The sequence below is a fragment of the Acidovorax sp. genome, from assembly GCF_022763525.1.
Lineage (GTDB): Bacteria > Pseudomonadota > Gammaproteobacteria > Burkholderiales > Burkholderiaceae_C > Acidovorax.
This window is the reverse complement of record NZ_JALEGG010000160.1, coordinates 1-17,751: the sequence shown is the minus strand read 5'-3', so window position 1 is coordinate 17,751 and position 17,751 is coordinate 1. Positions and strand designations below refer to the sequence as shown.

Sequence of the window (17,751 nt, the reverse complement as noted above, 5' to 3'; positions counted from 1 at the left end):
TGAGTCGCCTTCGCGCCTCTCGCTTCGGCCGCGCCGGTTTTGAAGGCCGCTTTCCGGGGCGTGGAGAGATGAATATCTGTGACTCTTGCGCGGGGACCTGATGCGTGAAATAGCGCACAGAAATGGTTTCCGTCCGTAACTTGCGCAGGCAAAATGCGTCCGTGCGGGGCCTACACTGCGCTGCGTTCAACACACCCGGGTTGACTGCAAGGCCTCTTCACAGGGCGGCGAAAGTGCCGCGCTGCGGCCCACGATGGTTTGCCGGGTGATCCACGCATCTCCTGGAGCTAACCCGATGACCTCTTTGCGCTTGACCCCCGTGTGCCTGGCTTTACTGGCTTTCGGCCTTGGCATCGCCAGCCTGGGCGCCCAGGCCCAAACCACCAAGCCCCCCAAGGTTCAGCTGTGGATGGACCTCTCCACCGGCACCATGGCGGGCATGCCTGATATGGACAGCCTGCCCGGTGGCGGCGGCATGCTCGGCGGCCTCATGGGTGGCATGGGCGGCGGCGCGCAGGGCAGGGGGGCGGGTAGCGGCAACACTGCCTATGGCAACGCCCGCGCCATGTCCATCATGCCGCCGCGCGTCATCGACATCGCCCTGCACAACAGCCTGCGCCCCGGCGTGGAGGCCAGCCAGTCCATCCCGCCCGGCATGCGCATGGGCGAATCCCTGCCGCTGGTCCCACCCCGCGCGCAGCCCGTGCAGACCGAGCCGGGCGAAGTGCCGCAGGAGTACCAGCAGCACCAGCCCAAGGGCCGCATCCTGCTCTACTGGGGCTGCGGCAGCGCGGTGCGTGCAGGCCAGCCCCGCGTGATCGACCTAGCGCGCGCCAAGCCCACGGACTACGCCCAGGCCTTTGCGGGCCGCGCCGTGCCCGACCGTGGCCCGCGCGTGGGCCCGGCCTATGCGCTGTACCCGAATGAACGCAACCAGGTGAACCTGTCGCGGGACAGCTCCTTGGTGGGCGAGCACCAGGTGCGGGGTGACGGCGTGCCTGCGTCCATGAAATTCACGCTGGGTGCCGCGCAGGATCTGATGCCCGCCATCGACCTGCGCACCACCGGCAAGCCGCAGGACAGCATGGGTACCAGCTGGCAGCCCGTGCGCAACGCCCGCGCCTACTACCTGCACGCCATGTCGCAGAACGGGGACGACCTCGTCATGTGGTCCAGCGCCGAGACGCCCGACACGGGCATGGGCCTGTTCGACTACCTGGCGCCCGCCACGATTGACCGCTGGCTCAAGGAGCGCGTGCTGCTCGCGCCCGAAACCACGCAGTGCGCGATTCCGCAGGGCATCTTCGCGGGCGGGCGGGACGCGACGCCCATGCTGCGCATGATGGCCTATGGCGGCGAAACCCACATCGTGCACCCGCCGCGCCCCGCCGACCCCAAGGCCCCATGGGAGCCTGAATGGTCTGTGCGCGTGCGTGTGAAGTCGCACACCATGGCCATGCTGGGGCAGGACATGCCGCAGGCCCCGCGCGGCGGCATGGCGGCACCCTCCGGGGCCTCGTCCAGCGGCGCCTACGGTAGCGGCATGGGCAGCAGCAATGCGGGTAGCCAGCCCCAGGGCGACGGCAGCGCCGACGCGCCAGGCAACGTGGTCAATCCCGTGAACCTGTTGCGCGGCATTCTGGGCCGCTGAGACTGTTCACGAACTTCCGGCGATGTTCTTTTCCCTGCGCATGCCGTGGCCCCTGCCCGCGTTGATCGCGTGGGCGGGCGCGTGGCTGACCTTTGTAGCGCTGCAGCGTGCGGCGGTGCCACCGGTGGCTGCGCTGGTGGTGGCGTGCGTGCTGGGCACGGCAGCCAGCCTGCTCGGCGGAAGCTGGTGGCGGCGTGGGTTGATCGCGGCGGGGTTTCCGCTGTCGCTGGCCCTGCTGGGCGCGGCGGGCTTGCCCACCTGGTCTTGGCTGGTGCCGCTGGCGCTGCTGATGCTGGTCTACCCGCTCAACGCGTGGCGCGATGCGCCCGTGTTTCCCACGCCCCACCACGCGCTCCAGTCGCTGGGCGCCCAGGCGCCTCTGCCAGCGGGCGCGCGTGTGCTGGACGCAGGCAGCGGCCTGGGCGACGGCCTCAAGGCCCTGCGCCTGGCCTACCCTGCTGCGCAACTGGAGGGCATCGAGTGGAGCTGGCCCCTGCGCTTGCTGTGCGCGCTGCGCTGTCCGTGGGCGCGTGTGCGGCGGGGCGACATGTGGACCGCCGACTGGAGCCCCTTTGCGATGGTCTACCTGTTCCAGCGGCCCGAGAGCATGGCCCGCGCGGCGGCCAAGGCCCAGGCCGAGATGGCGCCGGGCGCCTGGCTGGTCAGCCTGGAATTTGCGGTACCCGGCGCGCTGCCCAGCGCGCAGTTGCGCGCCCCCGGTGGACGCGTGGTGTGGCTCTACCGCCTGCCCCTGAACCGCAGCGAGGTCTGACATGGCACACCATCTGCACGGCCGGCAGTGCGCGGCGCGGTTACAGAAAAGATACATCGTTTTGCTACATTGCCGAGCTGGCTACAACCCCATACAAAACTACCAAGAAACTCACAGCCAAAGGGGGCTGCCAGCAGCACGGGTTCGCGCCGAGAGGGGGCGCACCGCGCGCCAGCGCCTGCTTTTGTGGCCCGCCACCATCCCGCCGACTTCATTTGCCTGCAAGGCGCCCCGCTGTAGCGGTGCGCCCTTCGTGCAGTGCGGCCGCGCGCGTGGCGCCAGCCGGGGTTTTCTGGTGTGCAACCGATCGATCTGCAAGGAGCATTCATGACGACCGCCCACACATCCCGTTTCCGCCCACGCCTGCTGTGGGTGCTGGCCCTGAGCGCCGCCCTCACGGGCTGCGCCACCATGCAAAGCCACGACAAACTGGCCACCGACATGCAAAGCGCCGGCCGCAGCGGCGGCATCCCTGCAGCGCTGGCCAGCCTGGAGAGCACCGCCAAGACCGAAGAAGAAAAAACCGCGCTGCTCTACAACATGGAGCGCGGCGAGCTGCTGCGCATGGACCGCCGCTACCCCGACAGCACCAACGCCTTCCTGCTGGCTGACAACAAGGTCAAGGAATGGGAAGAAACCGCCAAGACCAACCCCAGCAAGCTGATGGGCACGGTGGGCGCTGCCCTGGTGAGCGAGCGGCTCAAGGTCTATGAAGGCCAGGACTACGAAAAAGTGTGGCTGACCACGCGCCTGGCCCTCAACCGCATGGCCGTGGGCGACTTTGAAAACGCCCGCGTGGACATCAAGCGCACGCACGAGCGCGAGGCCGTCATTGCCGAGTTCCGCGCCAAGGAAACGCTGGCTGCCGAAGAAGAAGCCAAGTCCAAGGGCGCGAGCTCGGGCGGCAAGGAACTCAACGGCTACCCCGTGGAGACGCTCAACGACCCCGAGGTGCTGGCGCTCAAGAACGGCTACTCCAACGCGCTCAGCCACTACCTTGCCGGCTTTCTGTACGAAATGCTCAACGAGCCGGGCCTGGCCGCGCCCGGCTACCGCAAGGCCATCGAGCTCAAGCCCGACACCCCCATTCTGGAAGAAGGCCTGCGCGGCCTGGACAACCGCACCGGCTTCACCTGGAAGCGCCGCCAGCGCATGACCGACGTGCTCTTCATCGTCGAGGCCGGCGATGCGCCCGCGCGCAAGCCCAAGGCTTTCACCATTCCCGTGCCGACGGGCCGCGGCATGGTCACGGCCAGCATCTCCTACCCCGTGATCGAGCCGTCCCGGGACGCGCCGCTCACGGTGATCTCCGCTGCCGGCACGGACCTCAAGCTGGAGAAAGTGGTGGACGTGAACGTGATGGCGCGCCGCGCGCTCAAGGACGAAATGCCCGGCATGGTGCTGCGCGGTTTCACGCGCGCCGTGGCCAAGGGCGTGCTGCAGAACGAGCTGCAAAAGCGCGGCGGGATCATCGGCGGCATCATCGGTGCGGCCGCGTCGGTGGCCACCGAGCAGGCCGATGACCGCATGTGGCGCATGCTGCCCGGCCGCGTGTACGTGGCCCGTGGCTACCTGCCGCCTGGCGAGCACGTGGTGAGCGTGAACGGCCGCCAGCTGCCCCAGCCCATCAAGATCGACGGCCAGTACGCCCTGGTGCCGCTGCGCATGTACGACAACAGCGTGCTGACCGGCGACGTGGCCATGCTGGGCCAGCTGCCCACCGTGGCTGCGGCGCCGCAACCCGCGGCAGAGCCTGCTGCGACGGTGCGCACGACGACCACGACCAGCAACACGCGCACCCGCTCGGCTTCGACCAGCGTGCCCAAGGCGGCCGTCAAGCCCACGGCTGCTGCGCCTGCTGCCAAGAACTGATTCTGCAAACCATCACAACGCCGTATCCCTTTTTTCTTTTTCTAGGAACCTGGCATGAAAGTCCGTTTGTTGGCCCTTGCGGCCGCCACTGTGGCGCTGGCTGGCGCCGCTACCACCGCCAGCGCGCAGCTGCATGACCCGGCCACGCCGCTGGCCGTGGCCTCCAAGATCGCCCTGCGTGGCGAGGCCAACAGCATTGCCGTGCGCGAGATGCGCATCGTGCGCAAGAACGACATCCTGGTCGTGCAGGCCGACATGGCCAACATGGGCCGCACCGACCGCACCGTGTTCTACCGTTTCAAGTGGCTGGACAACGTGGGCAACCAGGTGGGCGATGGCGAATCGTGGAAGCAGATGAGCGTGCTCGGCCTGGGGCAGCAGACCGTCAAGAGCGTGGCACCCACCAGCGCCGCCGTGGACCTGCGCTTGGAAATGAATGTGGAGCCGCGCTGAAGGCATGAAGCACCCCCTGAGTCGCTTCGCGCCTTCCCCCTCTCTCACGCTGCGCGTGGGAGGGGGACGCAGCCAGGGCGGCGGGGCGGCCCTTGCCCGGCTGCCCGCGCCTGCGTCGCGCCGGTTTCAAGCGTTAGCTGCAGTGTGAACTGCTATGTCTTACTAAGGAATACCAAACCATGACCCAAAATCCCATCCAGCGCACTGCGCTCATCCTGGCCTTCGCGGCCAGCACCCTGGCCCTGTCGGCCTGCCAGAACCTGTCGTCGCCCACCGTGCGTTTTGACCGCCAGGTCAACTACGGCGACGCCAAGGCCGTCGAGCTGGTCACCAACGAATTCGGCTCCACCGACCTGCAGATGATTGCCGAGAAGATGACCGGCGGCCTGCTCGAAACCGGCATCTTCCAGGGCCGTCCCACGGTGACGATCTCCACGGTGAAGAACAAGACCAGCGAGTACATCGACACCACCAACGTGATGAACTCCATCCAGACCGCGCTGGTCAAGTCGGGCAAGGTGCGTTTTGTGCGCTCCATCAACGAGATGCAGGCCGGCGTGGACGAGCTCCAGCGCCAGAACCAGAGCGGCCTGTACAAGCAGGGCACCACCGCCAAGGTCGGCCAGATGACCGCCGCCAAGTACAGCATGGAGGGCGAGCTGACCAGCATCGTCAAGCAGAACAACACGACCAAGGACGTGTACTACAAGTTCACGCTGAAGCTGTTTGATGTGCAGGAAGGCACGATCGAGTGGCAGGACGAGAAGGAAATCCGCAAAACAAGCAAGAGGTAACCCCCTGAGCGGCTGCGCCGCTTCCCCCTTTCTCTCGCGCTGCGCGCGGGAAGGGGGACGCCGCCAGTGCGGCGGGGCGGCCCTTGCACGGCGGCCGCTGGCCTGGGCCGCGCCAGTTTCGAAGGATGTCGGTGCTGAGGCCACATCGCTCGATGAATTCATGACTTCCCGTTAGCTCACAAGGAGCACACCATGCAACGCAGAACCACCTTGCACACGGCCCTGGCCGTGATCGCGGCCACCACGCTGGCCTGGGGCACGACCGCGCAGGCGCAGCAGCCCGGCGCCGCGCCCAAGATCGCCGTGACCGACCTGGCCTACGCCCAGCGCGTGTCCGAATACTTCGTCGCCGGCACCTACCAGCGCAGCAGCCAGATGAGCGCGGGCGGCAGCCACAGCGGCGGCTACAGCGCCGGGCCCTACGGCGGTGGCGGCTCGCACTCGGGCAGCCACCACATGCAGGCCTCCGAGCAGGCCAGCGGCACCTACGTGGCGGGCCGCTACAGCTACATCGAGCAGCGCGAGCTGGGTGGCTACACCAACGACATCAAGGGCGCCATCCTGCAGGGCACCTACTTCAAGCTGGTGCAGGGCAAGGGCTTTGACGCGGGCAAGCCCCAGCCCAGCAAGGCCGAGCAGGTGCTCAACCAGGTGCAGGGCGGCAAGATGGCCACACCCCAGGTGCAGCCCCAGGTCAACGACGTGATCAGCCGCATCAAGAAGGGCGAGTTCAACGGTGCCGACTACGTGCTGTTCGGCGTGGTCTCCAGCATCGACTTCACCGATGCCCTGTCGCCCCTGCAGGGCACCACCAGCGCCACGCGCCAGTATGGCCTGCAGCTGCTGGCCGACTTCTCGCTCATCAACACCAAGACGTACGAGATCAAGGCCGCGTTCTCCGCCCAGGGCGAAGGCAACGACACCAAGATCCTGTCGATCCGTGGCGACATCGCGCCCCCCAACCGTGCCAAGGTGATGCGTGAAACCTCGCTCTCGCTGGCGCAGGACGTGTACCAGCAGCTGGCCATGCAGCTGGGCTACACCGACGCCAACCTGGCGCGCGGCGTGCGCCCGCCCGTGGTGTACCAGCAAGGCGGCCAGCCCATGCCGGTGCCGCAGCCCCAGCAGCCGGAGCAGGTCATCATCCTGAAGTGAAGCCCCCCTGGGTCGCTTCGCGCCTTCCCCCCAGGGGCGCCACCGGCGGCCTGGCAGAGCCAGTTCCACGGTGGCGCTGGCTTGGCGTGTTCCTTTGCGGAGTGCGTGCCACGGCATGCGCCATTCATTCCGTAGGTCGGGTTAGCGCAGCGTAACCCGACACTTCCATCGCCAACAAAAACCGCTTCAGCGCTTGTCCATAAAGCGCAATGTGCTACCAATTTGGTAGCATTGTGAAGATCCGGCACCCCGTGGCATAGCCCCTGCCGGGCTTCTTCCCCCGGGCCGCGCAGCGTCTGGGGCCTTCGCGGTCGTGCCAGACTTCGGCTGTGCTCAACATGTCCCGCCCTCTCGCTGTTGCCGCATCCGTGCGGCCCCCGGCCCGCGCTGCGCTGGCCTTTTTCGTGGCCTCGGCCATGGCGCTGATGCTCGGCGGCTGCGCCGCATCCCCCCCGCCTTTCTACGCGGCGGCGGCGTCCGAATCGCTGGTGAATATGTACGGGTCAGAGGCTTCTGCTGAGACGTCCTCGCCACCCGCGCCAGCACCGAAGGCATCCGTCCAGAACCCATCCCCGGCAGAGACCTTTGCCATGCGGCCTCTGCCCGGCGCCGATGGCGCCACTCTTCAGGCCCTCGCGCGCAACGAGCGCACCGCGCCGCTGCGCTACCGCGTGATCGTCATCCCGGGCTCTGGTTGCGCTGGCATGGGGCCGATTGCAGACCGTTACTTTGCCGGTTTGCTGCATGCGCAGGTGCTCGTGCTGCACAAGCCCGGCGTGCACCCGCAAGCGCGCACGGCCCCCGCAGACTGCGCGCGTGACTTCGTGCAGCAGGACCGCCTCTCCACTTGGCTGGCCCACGCCCGTGCAGCCCTGATCGCAGATGCGCGGCAGCGCGAGCGTGACGGCGCGCCCGCGCTGCCGCAGTTGCTGGTGGGCATCTCCGAAGGGGCCGAGCTGCTGCCCGCCCTGGCGCCCGAGGTGCCACGACTGGCCGGCCTGGTGGCGCTGGCCTCCAGCGGCCTCGACCCGCAAGAGGCGGGTGCCCTGCAGGCCCAGCGCCTCGGTGCGCAAGCCGACTGGGAAGAGCTGGGCCGCACGGTGGCCAGCCGCCGCCCCGACAGCGCCGTGGCGCAGGGCCGCAGCCTGGGCTACTGGCGCGACCTGTGGAACTGGCCGCTGACCCTGCCGCTGGTGCAAAGCCCTTGGCCGTTGCTGCAGGTGTGGGGCGGCGACGACGCCCTGGTGCCGCCCGCCGCCTACGAACGGTTTGCACAACTGGCCAGCGTGCGCACCGTGCCCTATTGCGCGCGCCGCCTGGACGGCGCCAACCATGGCCTGCAGCGCGGTACAGGGCAGTCCACAGACGGTGTGCAGCTGGTCTGGGCCTGGATCGAGCAATGGGCTCGCACCCCGGCCGCAGGGTTGTGCGCGCCGTTGCTGGACCGGCCTCTGACCCTGCTGCCCTCAGCGGGCGTTCCCTGAAACAGGATCGCATTCAACGGACGCTCAGCCCGACGGTGGGCCTTGCGGCCCAGGAGGGACGGGGTTGGCGCGGGCCTGCGCCTGCAGCCAGTCGCAGAACACATCCAGCCGGGGCAGGGGACCGCTGGCTCGGCGGCACACCACGTAGTCATACCCCGAGGTCACAAAACCCAGCGGGGCCACCAGCCGGCCCGCCAACACGTCGTCCATCACCAGATGCCAGGGGGCTATGGCAATGCCCAGCCCGCGCACGGCGGCCTCCAGCGTGAAGTAGTAGTGCTCGAATTCGGGAGCCGCCTGCGAAGGCGTGGGCAGCGGCACGCCCGCCGCAGTGCTCCACATGGCCCAGGCGTTGCGCCGCGTGCGGGTGCGCAGGCACAGGGGCCCGAGGGCGGGATCGGCCAGATCGGCCGGCTGGTGCAGCGCCACCCGCTGGGCCAGTTCGGGGCTCAGCACCGGACCCAGGTGTTCGGGGAACAACGGTTGTTCCGTGCGGGCATCGCGCACCCCGGCGGCGGCCTCGGCGGTGATGACCAGATCGCCCTGCATGCGGCCCGCCCCGGCGCCTGCGTCGGTGGTGCGCAGACGCACCTCGATGCCCGGGTGCTGCGCCTGGAAGTCGAACAGTCGGGGGATCAGCCACTTCACGGTAAAGGTGCTGAAGCAGGCGACGTCCAGCGGCCCCCGGCTGGGGTCGCTGACCTCGCGCACGGCATCGGCGATGTGGGCGAATGCGGTGGTCAGCACCGGCTGCAGCACATGCGCCGCCGGGGTGAGGGTGGGGCGGGCCTTGCTGCCGCCAAACAGCGCCACGCCCAGGTGCTGCTCCAGCTGGCGCACCTGTCGGCTGATGGCGCCGGGCGTGACCGACAGCTCGTCCGCCGCCGCTGTCATGCGGCCGAGCCGGGCAGCCGCTTCAAACGCCCGCAGGGCACCCAATGGGGGTAGACGGTGACTCATCTATGTGATTTTGGAGAACATAAGGGCAGACAAATCATCGCTTTCAAGAACTGAATCTGATAGCAACAATGAACGAATAGACAAGCGCTGCTGGCCAGAAGTTGTTTCAGTCCAGTTGGCGCTCATTTCAGTATCTCTATTTGATTTGAAAGAATATAGGAGAAGCTATGCCCTTTGTCCGTACCAATGTTCCGCACGACACCCCCGCTGTCACGCGCGATGCCATCGTTCAAGGCATCCATCAGGCGCTGGTGGACGGCATCGGCATGCCGCCGGATGAACTCTTCAACCTGGTGGCCGGCTACGCGCCCGGCGAATTTGCCTGCAGCCGCACGTTCAACGGCGTGGCCCGCTCCGACCGTGTCGTGGTGGTCGAGATCACACTGCGGCGTGGGCGCAGCGACGCGATGAAGCGCACCCTCTACGCCGCTATCGCGCGCAACCTGCAGGCCATGGCGGGCGTGGCCCCGGCCGACGTGTTCATCTTCATGCACGAGAACGACTATTCCGACTGGTCGGTGGGCCACGGCCGGTTCGCGATGGACCTGGTGCAGAACAAGGCGACGGCCTGAGCGCTGTTCGCAGTGCTCAGAATGCTCCTGTTTTTATAGCTGTCAGCGCTTGATCAGCAAGCGCTGGGCAACGATGGGGACCGATTCCCCGGAAGCGGCGGATGCAGTCCCACGGGCGTGGGCGCGGAGCGGTTTGATATCCATGGCGCTGTTCATCCCGAGACTTCTGCACGCCGGCATCCGTTCACGCTGAACGGCGCCGATGGACCGAACGCGAATCCGTGTCAGGCACTGCCATGTCCCGGCTGCTGCTGTCCCAGAAACCGTCCCGGTGGCTGTCCCACCGATTTGCGCACCATGGCGCTGAAGGCGCTGGGGCTGTAGCCCAGCTCGGCGGCGATCTGGCCCATGGGCATGCGCCCGGCGGCCAGCGACACGGCCTTGGCCAGGATGACCTGCTGGCGCCACTGGGTGAAGGTGCTGCCCAGTTCGGAGCGGAACAGCCGTGCCACGGTGCGCGGGCTGGCGCCGGTGTCCTGTGCCCAGTCGGCCAGGGTTTCGTGGCGCGTGGGGTCGGCCAGCACGGCCTCGCACAGGTGGCGCAGGCGCTTGTCCTGGGGCAGGTCCACGCCCAGCTTCACGGCGGCGGCGCGGGCCAGTTCATCGCGGATGAGGGCGCTCAGGTGCTGCTCGCGCAGCCGCTCGGCGGGCGTGAGGGCGGGCCCGCCGTCGGGCGTGGTGGGCATCTCGCGCACCAGTGAGCGCAGCAGGTCGGACACCTCCAGTACGCGGCACTGGCGCCAGGCGGCTGAATCGTCTTCGCCGCGAAGACTGGGGCCGGCGCCATCGCCGCCGAGGGCGCCGGGCCCGCACCGGCCGCGCGGCTGGTGGAAGTACAGCGTGCGCAGGTCGGCGTCTTCCACCATGGTCACGGCATGTTCCACACCGGGCGGAATCCACAGCGCGCGCGAGGGCGGCACGATGTAGGTGCCGTGGTTCACCGTGAGCCGGATCACGCCCGTGGTCGAGATTGCCACCTGCGCCCAGGGGTGGCTGTGGGGCATCACCTGGGTGTCGGCGGCCAGCCAGCGCAGCTTGGCGCGCACCGGGCGGGCGAGGGTGGGCACGAACAGCTCGGGCGTGAGCGAGCCCACGTACGACAGCCCGCGTCCGGCTCCACGCGAGCTTCCGGCTTTTGGTCGGGGGACGACCTGGGCGGCAAAGTGCTCCACGACCGGCTCGGGGGATGGGGCGGGTGCGGCGGCGGGGGTTGGCATGTTTGCGATAGAAGTTGGCCGCCTATCGTAAACCTGCCGAAGCCCGCCTGCCTAAGATCAAGCCCATGACCGCTTCAGCTTCATCCTCCGGCGCCGCCGCCAACCCTGTGCCCCTTCGGCAGGACGCTCGCACCATCGGCCTCATCGGCCTGGCCCATGGCAGTTCGCACTTTTTCCACATGCTGCTGCCGCCGCTGTTCCCGTGGCTGATCGGCGAGTTTGGCTTCAGCTATTCCGAGCTGGGGCTGCTGGTGTCGGTGTTCTTCGTGATCTCCGGCGTGGGGCAGGCGCTGTCGGGCTTTCTGGTGGACCGCGTGGGCGCGCGGCCGGTGATGTTCTTTGCGCTGTCGAGTTTTGCCGCAGCGGGTCTGGCCGCGGGCACTGCCCAGGGCTACACCGGCCTGCTGCTGGCGGCGGCGCTGGCCGGGCTGGGCAATGCGCCCTTCCACCCGGTGGACTTCACGATCTTGAATAAGCGCGTGTCGCCGCAGCGCCTGGGGCATGGCTTTTCGGTGCACGGCATCAGCGGCAACCTGGGCTGGGCCACGGCGCCAGTGTTCATGGCGGGCATTGCGACGGCCACGGGCTCGTGGCGCACGGCCTGCCTGTGCGGGGGCCTGTTCGCCCTGATAGTGCTGGGCATCATGGTCTGGAACCGCGATGCGCTGGACGACCGCCAGGGCGCCTGGGCGCACCAGGCCAAGGGCGGGGCAGGGGCAGGAGCCGGCAAGCCCGAGCACCCCATGGCCTTCCTCAAGCTGCCGTCCGTGTGGCTGTGCTTCTCGTTCTTCTTCTGGAGCACCTGCGCGCTGAGCGCCATCCAGAGCTTTGCCGGCCCGGCGCTGAAGAGCATGTACGGCCTGCCACTGAGCGTGACGGCCATGGTGGTTACCGGCTACATGCTGTGCGGCGCGGCGGGCATGGTGGTGGGCGGATTCCTGGTGGGGCGCGTGCAGCGGCTCGAAAAAATCATCTCTGTGTGCCTGCTGGGCTCGGCGGCCTTGCTGGTGCTGGTGGGCACGGGCCTGCTGCCCGGCATGGCCGCGGTCGTGGTGGCGTCGGTGGCTGGCCTGGGTACGGGGCTGGCCGGCCCCTCGCGCGACATGCTGATCAAGCGCGCCGCCCCCCCCGGCGCCACGGGCCGGGTGTATGGCACCGTGTATTCGGGCCTGGACCTGGGCTTTTGCCTGGCCGCCCCGGTGTTTGGCGCCATGCTGGACCACGGCATGACGGCGGGCATCTTCTACGGCTCGGCCTTCACGCTGGCGCTGAGCGTAGTGTCTGCGGCGCTGGTGGGGGTGGGGGTTGCGGCACGGGCTGCCAGGCCCCTGGCGACGGCGGTCTGAAGGACGCTGGGGCAGCTACGGGCACTCCCGCCGCGCTGGCGAGGCTGTCGAGAGACAGGTCGAACGCGTTCTAATGCCAGGCTGAACGCGCGCCCCGCGCCGGTAGCCCCAGCCGGGGCTTGGCCGCAACGGAGCTTGCTGCTTTTGGTCACCAACCCTTCATTGCCCTGTTCGTACACACCCATGCGCAAGATTGCTTTGGAATCCATCGCGGCTGGCACCTTCGCTGCGCTGGCCATGATGCCGGCGGGCTGGCTCTTTCGGCTGCTGGAGATGCGCGTCGGGCACTACGGCCCCAAGTTTGCGGCCCTGTACCTTGCGCAGCCCGGGCCCGTCGCGCTATTCGTTCAACACCTGGTTCTAGGCTGGGTGTCTGCCCTTCCCCTGGTAGTGTTGCCACTGCACCGTATGGTCACAGGCGGGGCGCTGGGTGTGGGTGCTGTCTACGGTGCACTCTATTACGCAACCGTCAACTCGCTGGCGCTCCCGATCTACTTTGGTGACCCATTGCCCTGGAGCCTGGGGCTGGCCGTGGTGCTGCCGAGCCTGGTGGTGCACGTGGTTTTTGGTGTGGCGGTGGTCTTCGGAGTGCTGGCGATGAGGCGCAGGGGCGGAGGTGGGCGTTAAAAATCGGCGCGGTCGATTTGCAGCCGACGATCTCTCAGTCCGACAGCTCTTCGGCTCCCGCATACTCCTGCCATGCCATTTCCCCTCGAAGAACGCCGCGCCTTGCTCAACGTGAAGGGCGTGGGGCCGACCGTGATCGCCCGGCTTGAACAGATGGGCTTTGAATCGTTGGCGCATCTGGGCAAGGCCAATGCCCTGGACATTGTTTCCAAGGCCTCGGCCATGCTGGGCTCCTCCTGCTGGAAGAACAGTCCCCAGGCCCGTGCCGCCATCCAGGCGGCCATCGCGCTGGCCCAGTCGCGGTCGGCTTGACCTTTCCGCTGCACGCCGGGGCGGGGTGTGTTGCAATGCGGCCCCGTGCTGGGCACCACGTGCCCCCGGCTGTTGCTTCACACCCCTTCAGGAATCTCCACCATGACATCGCCTCTCTACAACGCCAGTGTCCCCGTGTTCCGCCAGATGCTCGGTTCGCTCAAAGACATCCTGGCCAAAACCGAGGCCCATGCCACGGCGCGCAAGATCGAGCCGGATGCACTGCTGCAGGCCCGGCTGTTCCCCGACATGTTCCCCCTGGCGCGCCAGGTGCTGATTGCCTGCGACTTTGCCAAGGGCGTGGCGGCGCGCCTGGCCGGGGCGGAGGTGCCGTCCTTCCCCGACGCCGAGCGCCCCGGTTTCGCCGACCTGAATGAACGCATCGACACCGTACTCGCGTTTGTCGAAGGCCTGCCAGAGGCTGCGTTTGCCGATGCCGCCACGCGCCAGATCACGATCCAGCCCGGCACACCGCGCGAAAAACAGTTCGTCGGCGAGCACTACCTGCTGCACTACGGCTTGCCGCAGTTCTTCTTCCATGTGAACGCAACCTACGCCATTGCGCGGCACAACGGTGTGGAGCTGGGCAAACGCGACTACATGGGCAAGTACTGATCAGCGCCGTTGCGCAGACGGTCACCTCGGTGGCCGCTACTGCGCATAGTTCAGCGGCAGCGCCGTGGTGAACTTGATTTCTTCCATCGCAAAGCTCGAACTCACGTCTGACAGCGCCACGGCCTGCGTGAGTCGCTTGTAGACCGAATCGTAGGCGCGGATGTCGGGCACCACCACGCGCAACAGGTAGTCCACGTCGCCGCTCATGCGGTAGAACTCGACGATCTCGGGGATTCCCATCACGGCATCCCGCAAGGTGTCAAACCATTGCTGGTGGTGCTGGTTGGTCTTCACGGCCACGAACACCGTCACACCCACATTCACCTTGCGCGGGTCCACCAGGGCGACATGGCGGGTGATGTAGCCCTTCTCGCGCAACCACTGAATGCGCCGCCAGCAGGGCGTGTTGGAAAGGTGCACGGCCTCGGCCAGCTCGGCCAGCGGCGTCTCGGCATTGTGTTGCAGCATCGCCAGCAGTTGGCGGTCAATGGAATCCAGATTCTGTTTCAAGGGGTATGTGAGAAATCGTTTCCCTTATTGGGCGTTATTCAGGGCATAAAAGCAAAGTTTTTTCAGGGCTGTCGTTACATACTGTCAAGGCATCGTTGGCACGGAATCTGCGTCAAGTCCCCGTAATTTCGCACCGTGCATCCACCCGGTGCGTGGTGCGCTGTTTGCCCATGGCACGCCGTTCCTGGCCCCTCCCGTCGCCCTTTTTTCAAGGATTTCATCCATGTCGCTTTCTGTTTTTCGACGCAACCCCTACGCCCTGGGACTGAGCATTGCCGCATTGGCCGTGCTGGCCGCCTGTGGCGGCAGTGACGGCCCCACCACCCCGGTGGCCACGCCTGAGCCCACCGAGCAGTACGTGCCGCCCGAGCCGCCCTCGGGCTACACGCCCAAAACCATCAGCTATGCCAACAAGGACATGGTGGCGGCGGCCAACCCGCTGGCGGTGAAGGCAGGTGTGGACATCCTGGCCAAGGGCGGCACGGCCACAGATGCCGCCATTGCCGTGCAGATGGTGCTGAACCTGGTGGAGCCACAGTCGTCGGGCATTGGGGGCGGCGCCTTCATGCTGCACTACGACAAGGGCGCCAACAAGCTGCTGGCCTACGACGGCCGCGAGACCGCGCCCAAGGCCGCCACGCCCAACCTGTTCATCGGCGCCGATGGCAAGCCGCTGGCGTTTCTGGCGGCGGTGGACGGCGGCCTGTCGGTGGGCACGCCGGGCGTGCTGCGCATGCTCGAAGCCGCACACAAGGCCCATGGCAAGCTGCCGTGGAAGGACCTGTTCGAGCCCGCCATCAAGCTCAGCGAAGACGGCTTTGCGATCTCGCAGCGCATGAGTGTGTCCATTGCCGGGTCGGCCGCGCGCATCAAGGCCCAGGGCGAGCCCGGATCCAGCTATTTCCTCAACGCCGACGGCACCGCCAAGGCGGCGGGCACGCTGCTCAAGAACCCTGAATTTGCAGCCACGCTCAAGGCCATTGCAGCGGGTGGTGCCGATGCGTTCTACAAGGGGGACATCGCCAAGGACATCGTGGCCAAGGTGGTCAGCCATCCCACCAACCCCGGCAAGCTCGCGCTCGATGACCTGAGCGATTACACCCACAAGGTGCGTGAGCCCGTGTGTGGCGTCTACCGTGTGCAGTACCGCGTGTGTGGCATGCCCGCGCCCAGCTCCGGCGGCATCGCGGTGCTGCAGACGCTGGGCCTGCTGCAGGGCTTTGACCTGGCGGCCATGAAGCCCAACACGCTCGACGCCGTGCACGTGGTGTCCGAGGCCTACCGCCTCGCCTATGCCGACCGCGCGCTGTATGTGGCCGACCCTGACTTCGTCAACGTGCCCCAGGCCGGCCTGATCAACGCCGACTACCTCAAGGAGCGCGCCAAGCTCATCAGCATGAGCAAGAGCATCGGCACGCCCGTGGCGGGCACACCACCGGGTGTGAGTGGCGCCAAGGGGCGGGACAACTCGCTGGCCCTGCCATCGACCACCCACCTGTCCATCATCGACAACGCAGGCAATGCGGTGTCCATGACCACCACGATCGAGAACGGCTTCGGCAGCCTGCAGATGGTGCGCGGCTTCCTGCTGAACAACCAGCTCACCGACTTCTCGTTCACAGCCACCGATGCGGCGGGCAACCCCATTGCCAACAGCGTGCAGGCCGGTAAGCGCCCCCGCAGTTCCATGGCACCCACCATCATCTTCAATGCCGCCACGGGCGACCTCGAAGGTGTGGTTGGCTCGCCAGGAGGCAGTGCCATCATCCAGTACACCGCCAAGACCATCCTGGGTATGACGGACTGGGGCCTGAACGTCCAGCAGGCCATCAACCTGCCGAACTTCGGTGCGCAGACCAACGCCACCACGTCCATCGAAAAGGGCTCGCTCATCGACACCGCTGCCATCCGCGACGGACTCAAGGCGCGTGGCCACACCGTGGCGCAGACCGACTCCTTCACCAGCGGCCTGCATGGAGCGGTGTTCAACGGTGTGCGGTCCAACGGCAATGCGGGTCTGCTGTCGCGCAACCCAGGCGCGGGCACCTATGCCGGTGGCGCCGATCCCCGCCGGGAGGGGATTGCGCTGGGCAACAACTGAGCTGCGCCATGTGATCGGTGGCGGCTCCAGAGCAGGGGCTGCGCTGATACTGACGAAGGCTGCCGGGTGGACTACCGGGCAGCCTTTTTTTGTGGGTGCTCCGTGGTGACCGCCGGGTGCTTTTCGCCCGCCAGCGTCTGGAGCAAGCGGGTGAAGGTCGCTGTCGGGCCCACGTTGTCCTCGGCGCGATAGACCAGCGTCAGCGGCACATCCAGCCGCCCGCCATCCACCAGCGGCCGGTAGGCAATCGCATGCCGGTGCACACCCAGCATGGACGACGGCACCACGGAAATGCCCGTGCCCGCAGCCACCAGGTTGAGATTGGTCAGCATGCGCGCCACCTCGGCCACCACGCGGGGGCGCACGCCCTGCTCGGCACACAGCGCCAGCAGGTTGGCATACAGGCCGGGCGCGCCCGGGCGGCGCACCAGGATCATGGGCTCGCCCTCCAGATCGGCAATCTGGATGGGCAGCGGCTTGCCGCGCCGCTGGCGCAGTGCCAGCGGGTGGTCGATGGGCAGGGCCACCATGGCGGGCTCGTGCTGCAGGGTGTCGAAGGCCAAGCCCGCAGGCCGCGCCACGGGCACGCGCAGCAGGCCACAGTGCAGGCGCCCGTCGGCCACGGCCTCGGTGATCTCGGCGGCGTTGTTCTCGCCAATCTCCAGCACCAGACCGGGGTGGCGGGCGCGGCACTCTCGCAGGGCGAATGGGGTGAATTCATGGGCGGCGGCCGAGCTGGTGAAGGCGATCACGAGCCGGCCTGTCTTGCCCTCGGCCAGCAGCTGCATGCGGCTTTGCAGTGCGTCGAAGTCGTGCACCAGGCGGGCGGCCTCGGCCTGCAGTGTCTGCCCCGCCTCGGTCAGGGTGACGCCCTTGGCGTGGCGCTTGAACAGCACCATGCCCACCGTGTTTTCTAGGGCCTTGATCTGCTGGCTGAGCGGTGGCTGGGCCATGCCCAGCAGCTCTGCCGCGCGGGTCATGTGCCCGGCTTCGGCCACCGCGAGAAAGTAGCGCAACTGGCGGATGTCCATGTCAGTGCCTAGGGGCAGCACGAAAGATAGTCATATGCAGATCATATCGATAGTGCCAATTTTGCCTATTTGACGTATTGAAAGGCGGTTTCTACGATGCATCGGCATCCGGCTTTGCGCCGCCAAGAATTTTTCAGGAGACACCCCCGCCATGACTGCACCGCAGCCCCATCCTCTGCCACCCGCCTTGTCCGAGGGCCCCCGCTGGGCCCTCGCGGGCCTGGCCTGCCTTGCGATGGCGGCTTGCGCACCCATGGCCACCACCAGCGTGCCTGGGGG

The 17,751-nt window shown here is 67.3% G+C and carries 17 protein-coding genes; 13 read left to right on the top strand and 4 right to left on the bottom strand.

Translation table 11 applies throughout. From position 1 onward, the window contains the following. The first annotated feature begins 295 nt into the window (after window positions 1–295). The 7 genes from MRY84_RS12290 to MRY84_RS12260 all read left to right on the top strand — a co-directional run bounded on the left by MRY84_RS12290 (window position 296) and on the right by MRY84_RS12260 (window position 8,181). Entirely contained in the window at window positions 296–1,651 is a 1,356-nt protein-coding gene (locus MRY84_RS12290) for a hypothetical protein (protein WP_291506008.1), read from the top strand. A 22-nt stretch (window positions 1,652–1,673) separates the two neighbouring features. After that, complete coding sequence (locus MRY84_RS12285) at window positions 1,674–2,423, top strand: class I SAM-dependent methyltransferase (protein WP_291506007.1); 750 nt, start codon at window positions 1,674–1,676, stop codon at window positions 2,421–2,423. 327 nt (window positions 2,424–2,750) lie between these two features. Then, the gene (locus MRY84_RS12280; RefSeq protein WP_291506006.1) at window positions 2,751–4,295 is read left to right on the top strand and encodes a hypothetical protein; all 1,545 of its coding nucleotides are present in this window, start codon (window positions 2,751–2,753) and stop codon (window positions 4,293–4,295) included. A gap of 54 nt (window positions 4,296–4,349) precedes the next feature. Further along, window positions 4,350–4,748: a YcfL family protein gene (locus MRY84_RS12275; RefSeq protein ID WP_291506005.1), complete on the top strand. Its 399-nt coding sequence runs from the start codon at window positions 4,350–4,352 to the stop codon at window positions 4,746–4,748. 179 nt (window positions 4,749–4,927) lie between these two features. Beyond that, on the top strand, window positions 4,928–5,542 hold the full coding sequence (gene lpoB, locus MRY84_RS12270; RefSeq protein WP_291485455.1) for a penicillin-binding protein activator LpoB: 615 nt from the start codon (window positions 4,928–4,930) through the stop codon (window positions 5,540–5,542). 192 nt (window positions 5,543–5,734) lie between these two features. After that, on the top strand, window positions 5,735–6,697 hold the full coding sequence (locus tag MRY84_RS12265; protein WP_291506004.1) for a hypothetical protein: 963 nt from the start codon (window positions 5,735–5,737) through the stop codon (window positions 6,695–6,697). Between the two features lie 338 nt (window positions 6,698–7,035). Beyond that, window positions 7,036–8,181, top strand: coding sequence for an alpha/beta hydrolase (locus tag MRY84_RS12260; protein ID WP_291506003.1), 1,146 nt, complete (start codon window positions 7,036–7,038; stop codon window positions 8,179–8,181). A 24-nt stretch (window positions 8,182–8,205) separates the two neighbouring features. On the opposite strand, the gene MRY84_RS12255 is transcribed toward MRY84_RS12260, so the two are convergent. Further along, complete coding sequence (locus tag MRY84_RS12255) at window positions 8,206–9,141, bottom strand: LysR substrate-binding domain-containing protein (RefSeq protein WP_291506002.1); 936 nt, start codon at window positions 9,139–9,141, stop codon at window positions 8,206–8,208. Between the two features lie 167 nt (window positions 9,142–9,308). Between MRY84_RS12255 and MRY84_RS12250 the strand changes: the two genes are divergently transcribed. Then, a complete protein-coding gene (locus MRY84_RS12250; protein ID WP_291506001.1) occupies window positions 9,309–9,713 on the top strand; it encodes a tautomerase family protein in 405 nt (134 codons plus the stop codon). Between the two features lie 224 nt (window positions 9,714–9,937). On the opposite strand, the gene MRY84_RS12245 is transcribed toward MRY84_RS12250, so the two are convergent. Continuing rightward, on the bottom strand, window positions 9,938–10,930 hold the full coding sequence (locus tag MRY84_RS12245) for a helix-turn-helix transcriptional regulator (RefSeq protein ID WP_291506000.1): 993 nt from the start codon (window positions 10,928–10,930) through the stop codon (window positions 9,938–9,940). 65 nt (window positions 10,931–10,995) lie between these two features. Between MRY84_RS12245 and MRY84_RS12240 the strand changes: the two genes are divergently transcribed. From MRY84_RS12240 to MRY84_RS12225, 4 genes are all read left to right on the top strand, one after another. Beyond that, window positions 10,996–12,276: an MFS transporter gene (locus tag MRY84_RS12240; protein WP_291505999.1), complete on the top strand. Its 1,281-nt coding sequence runs from the start codon at window positions 10,996–10,998 to the stop codon at window positions 12,274–12,276. A 183-nt stretch (window positions 12,277–12,459) separates the two neighbouring features. Continuing rightward, window positions 12,460–12,903 (top strand): hypothetical protein, encoded by a 444-nt coding sequence (locus MRY84_RS12235; protein WP_291505998.1) that lies wholly within the window; start codon window positions 12,460–12,462, stop codon window positions 12,901–12,903. A 72-nt stretch (window positions 12,904–12,975) separates the two neighbouring features. Next, window positions 12,976–13,215 (top strand): helix-hairpin-helix domain-containing protein, encoded by a 240-nt coding sequence (locus MRY84_RS12230; RefSeq protein ID WP_291505997.1) that lies wholly within the window; start codon window positions 12,976–12,978, stop codon window positions 13,213–13,215. A 102-nt stretch (window positions 13,216–13,317) separates the two neighbouring features. Then, window positions 13,318–13,830, top strand: a complete 513-nt coding sequence (locus MRY84_RS12225) for a DUF1993 domain-containing protein (protein ID WP_291505996.1) — start codon at window positions 13,318–13,320, stop codon at window positions 13,828–13,830. A 36-nt stretch (window positions 13,831–13,866) separates the two neighbouring features. On the opposite strand, the gene MRY84_RS12220 is transcribed toward MRY84_RS12225, so the two are convergent. Next, a complete protein-coding gene (locus MRY84_RS12220) occupies window positions 13,867–14,328 on the bottom strand; it encodes an Lrp/AsnC family transcriptional regulator (protein WP_055395804.1) in 462 nt (153 codons plus the stop codon). A 235-nt stretch (window positions 14,329–14,563) separates the two neighbouring features. On the opposite strand from MRY84_RS12220, the gene ggt reads away from it, so the two are divergent. Further along, the gene (ggt, locus tag MRY84_RS12215) at window positions 14,564–16,441 is read left to right on the top strand and encodes a gamma-glutamyltransferase (protein WP_291505995.1); all 1,878 of its coding nucleotides are present in this window, start codon (window positions 14,564–14,566) and stop codon (window positions 16,439–16,441) included. Window positions 16,442–16,512: 71 nt separating this feature from the next. Here ggt and MRY84_RS12210 read toward each other — a convergent pair whose 3' ends face one another. After that, window positions 16,513–17,472 carry a LysR family transcriptional regulator gene (locus MRY84_RS12210; protein ID WP_291505994.1) on the bottom strand — a complete coding sequence of 320 codons (960 nt, stop codon included), beginning with the start codon at window positions 17,470–17,472 and terminating at the stop codon, window positions 16,513–16,515. Window positions 17,473–17,751: the final 279 nt, after the last annotated feature.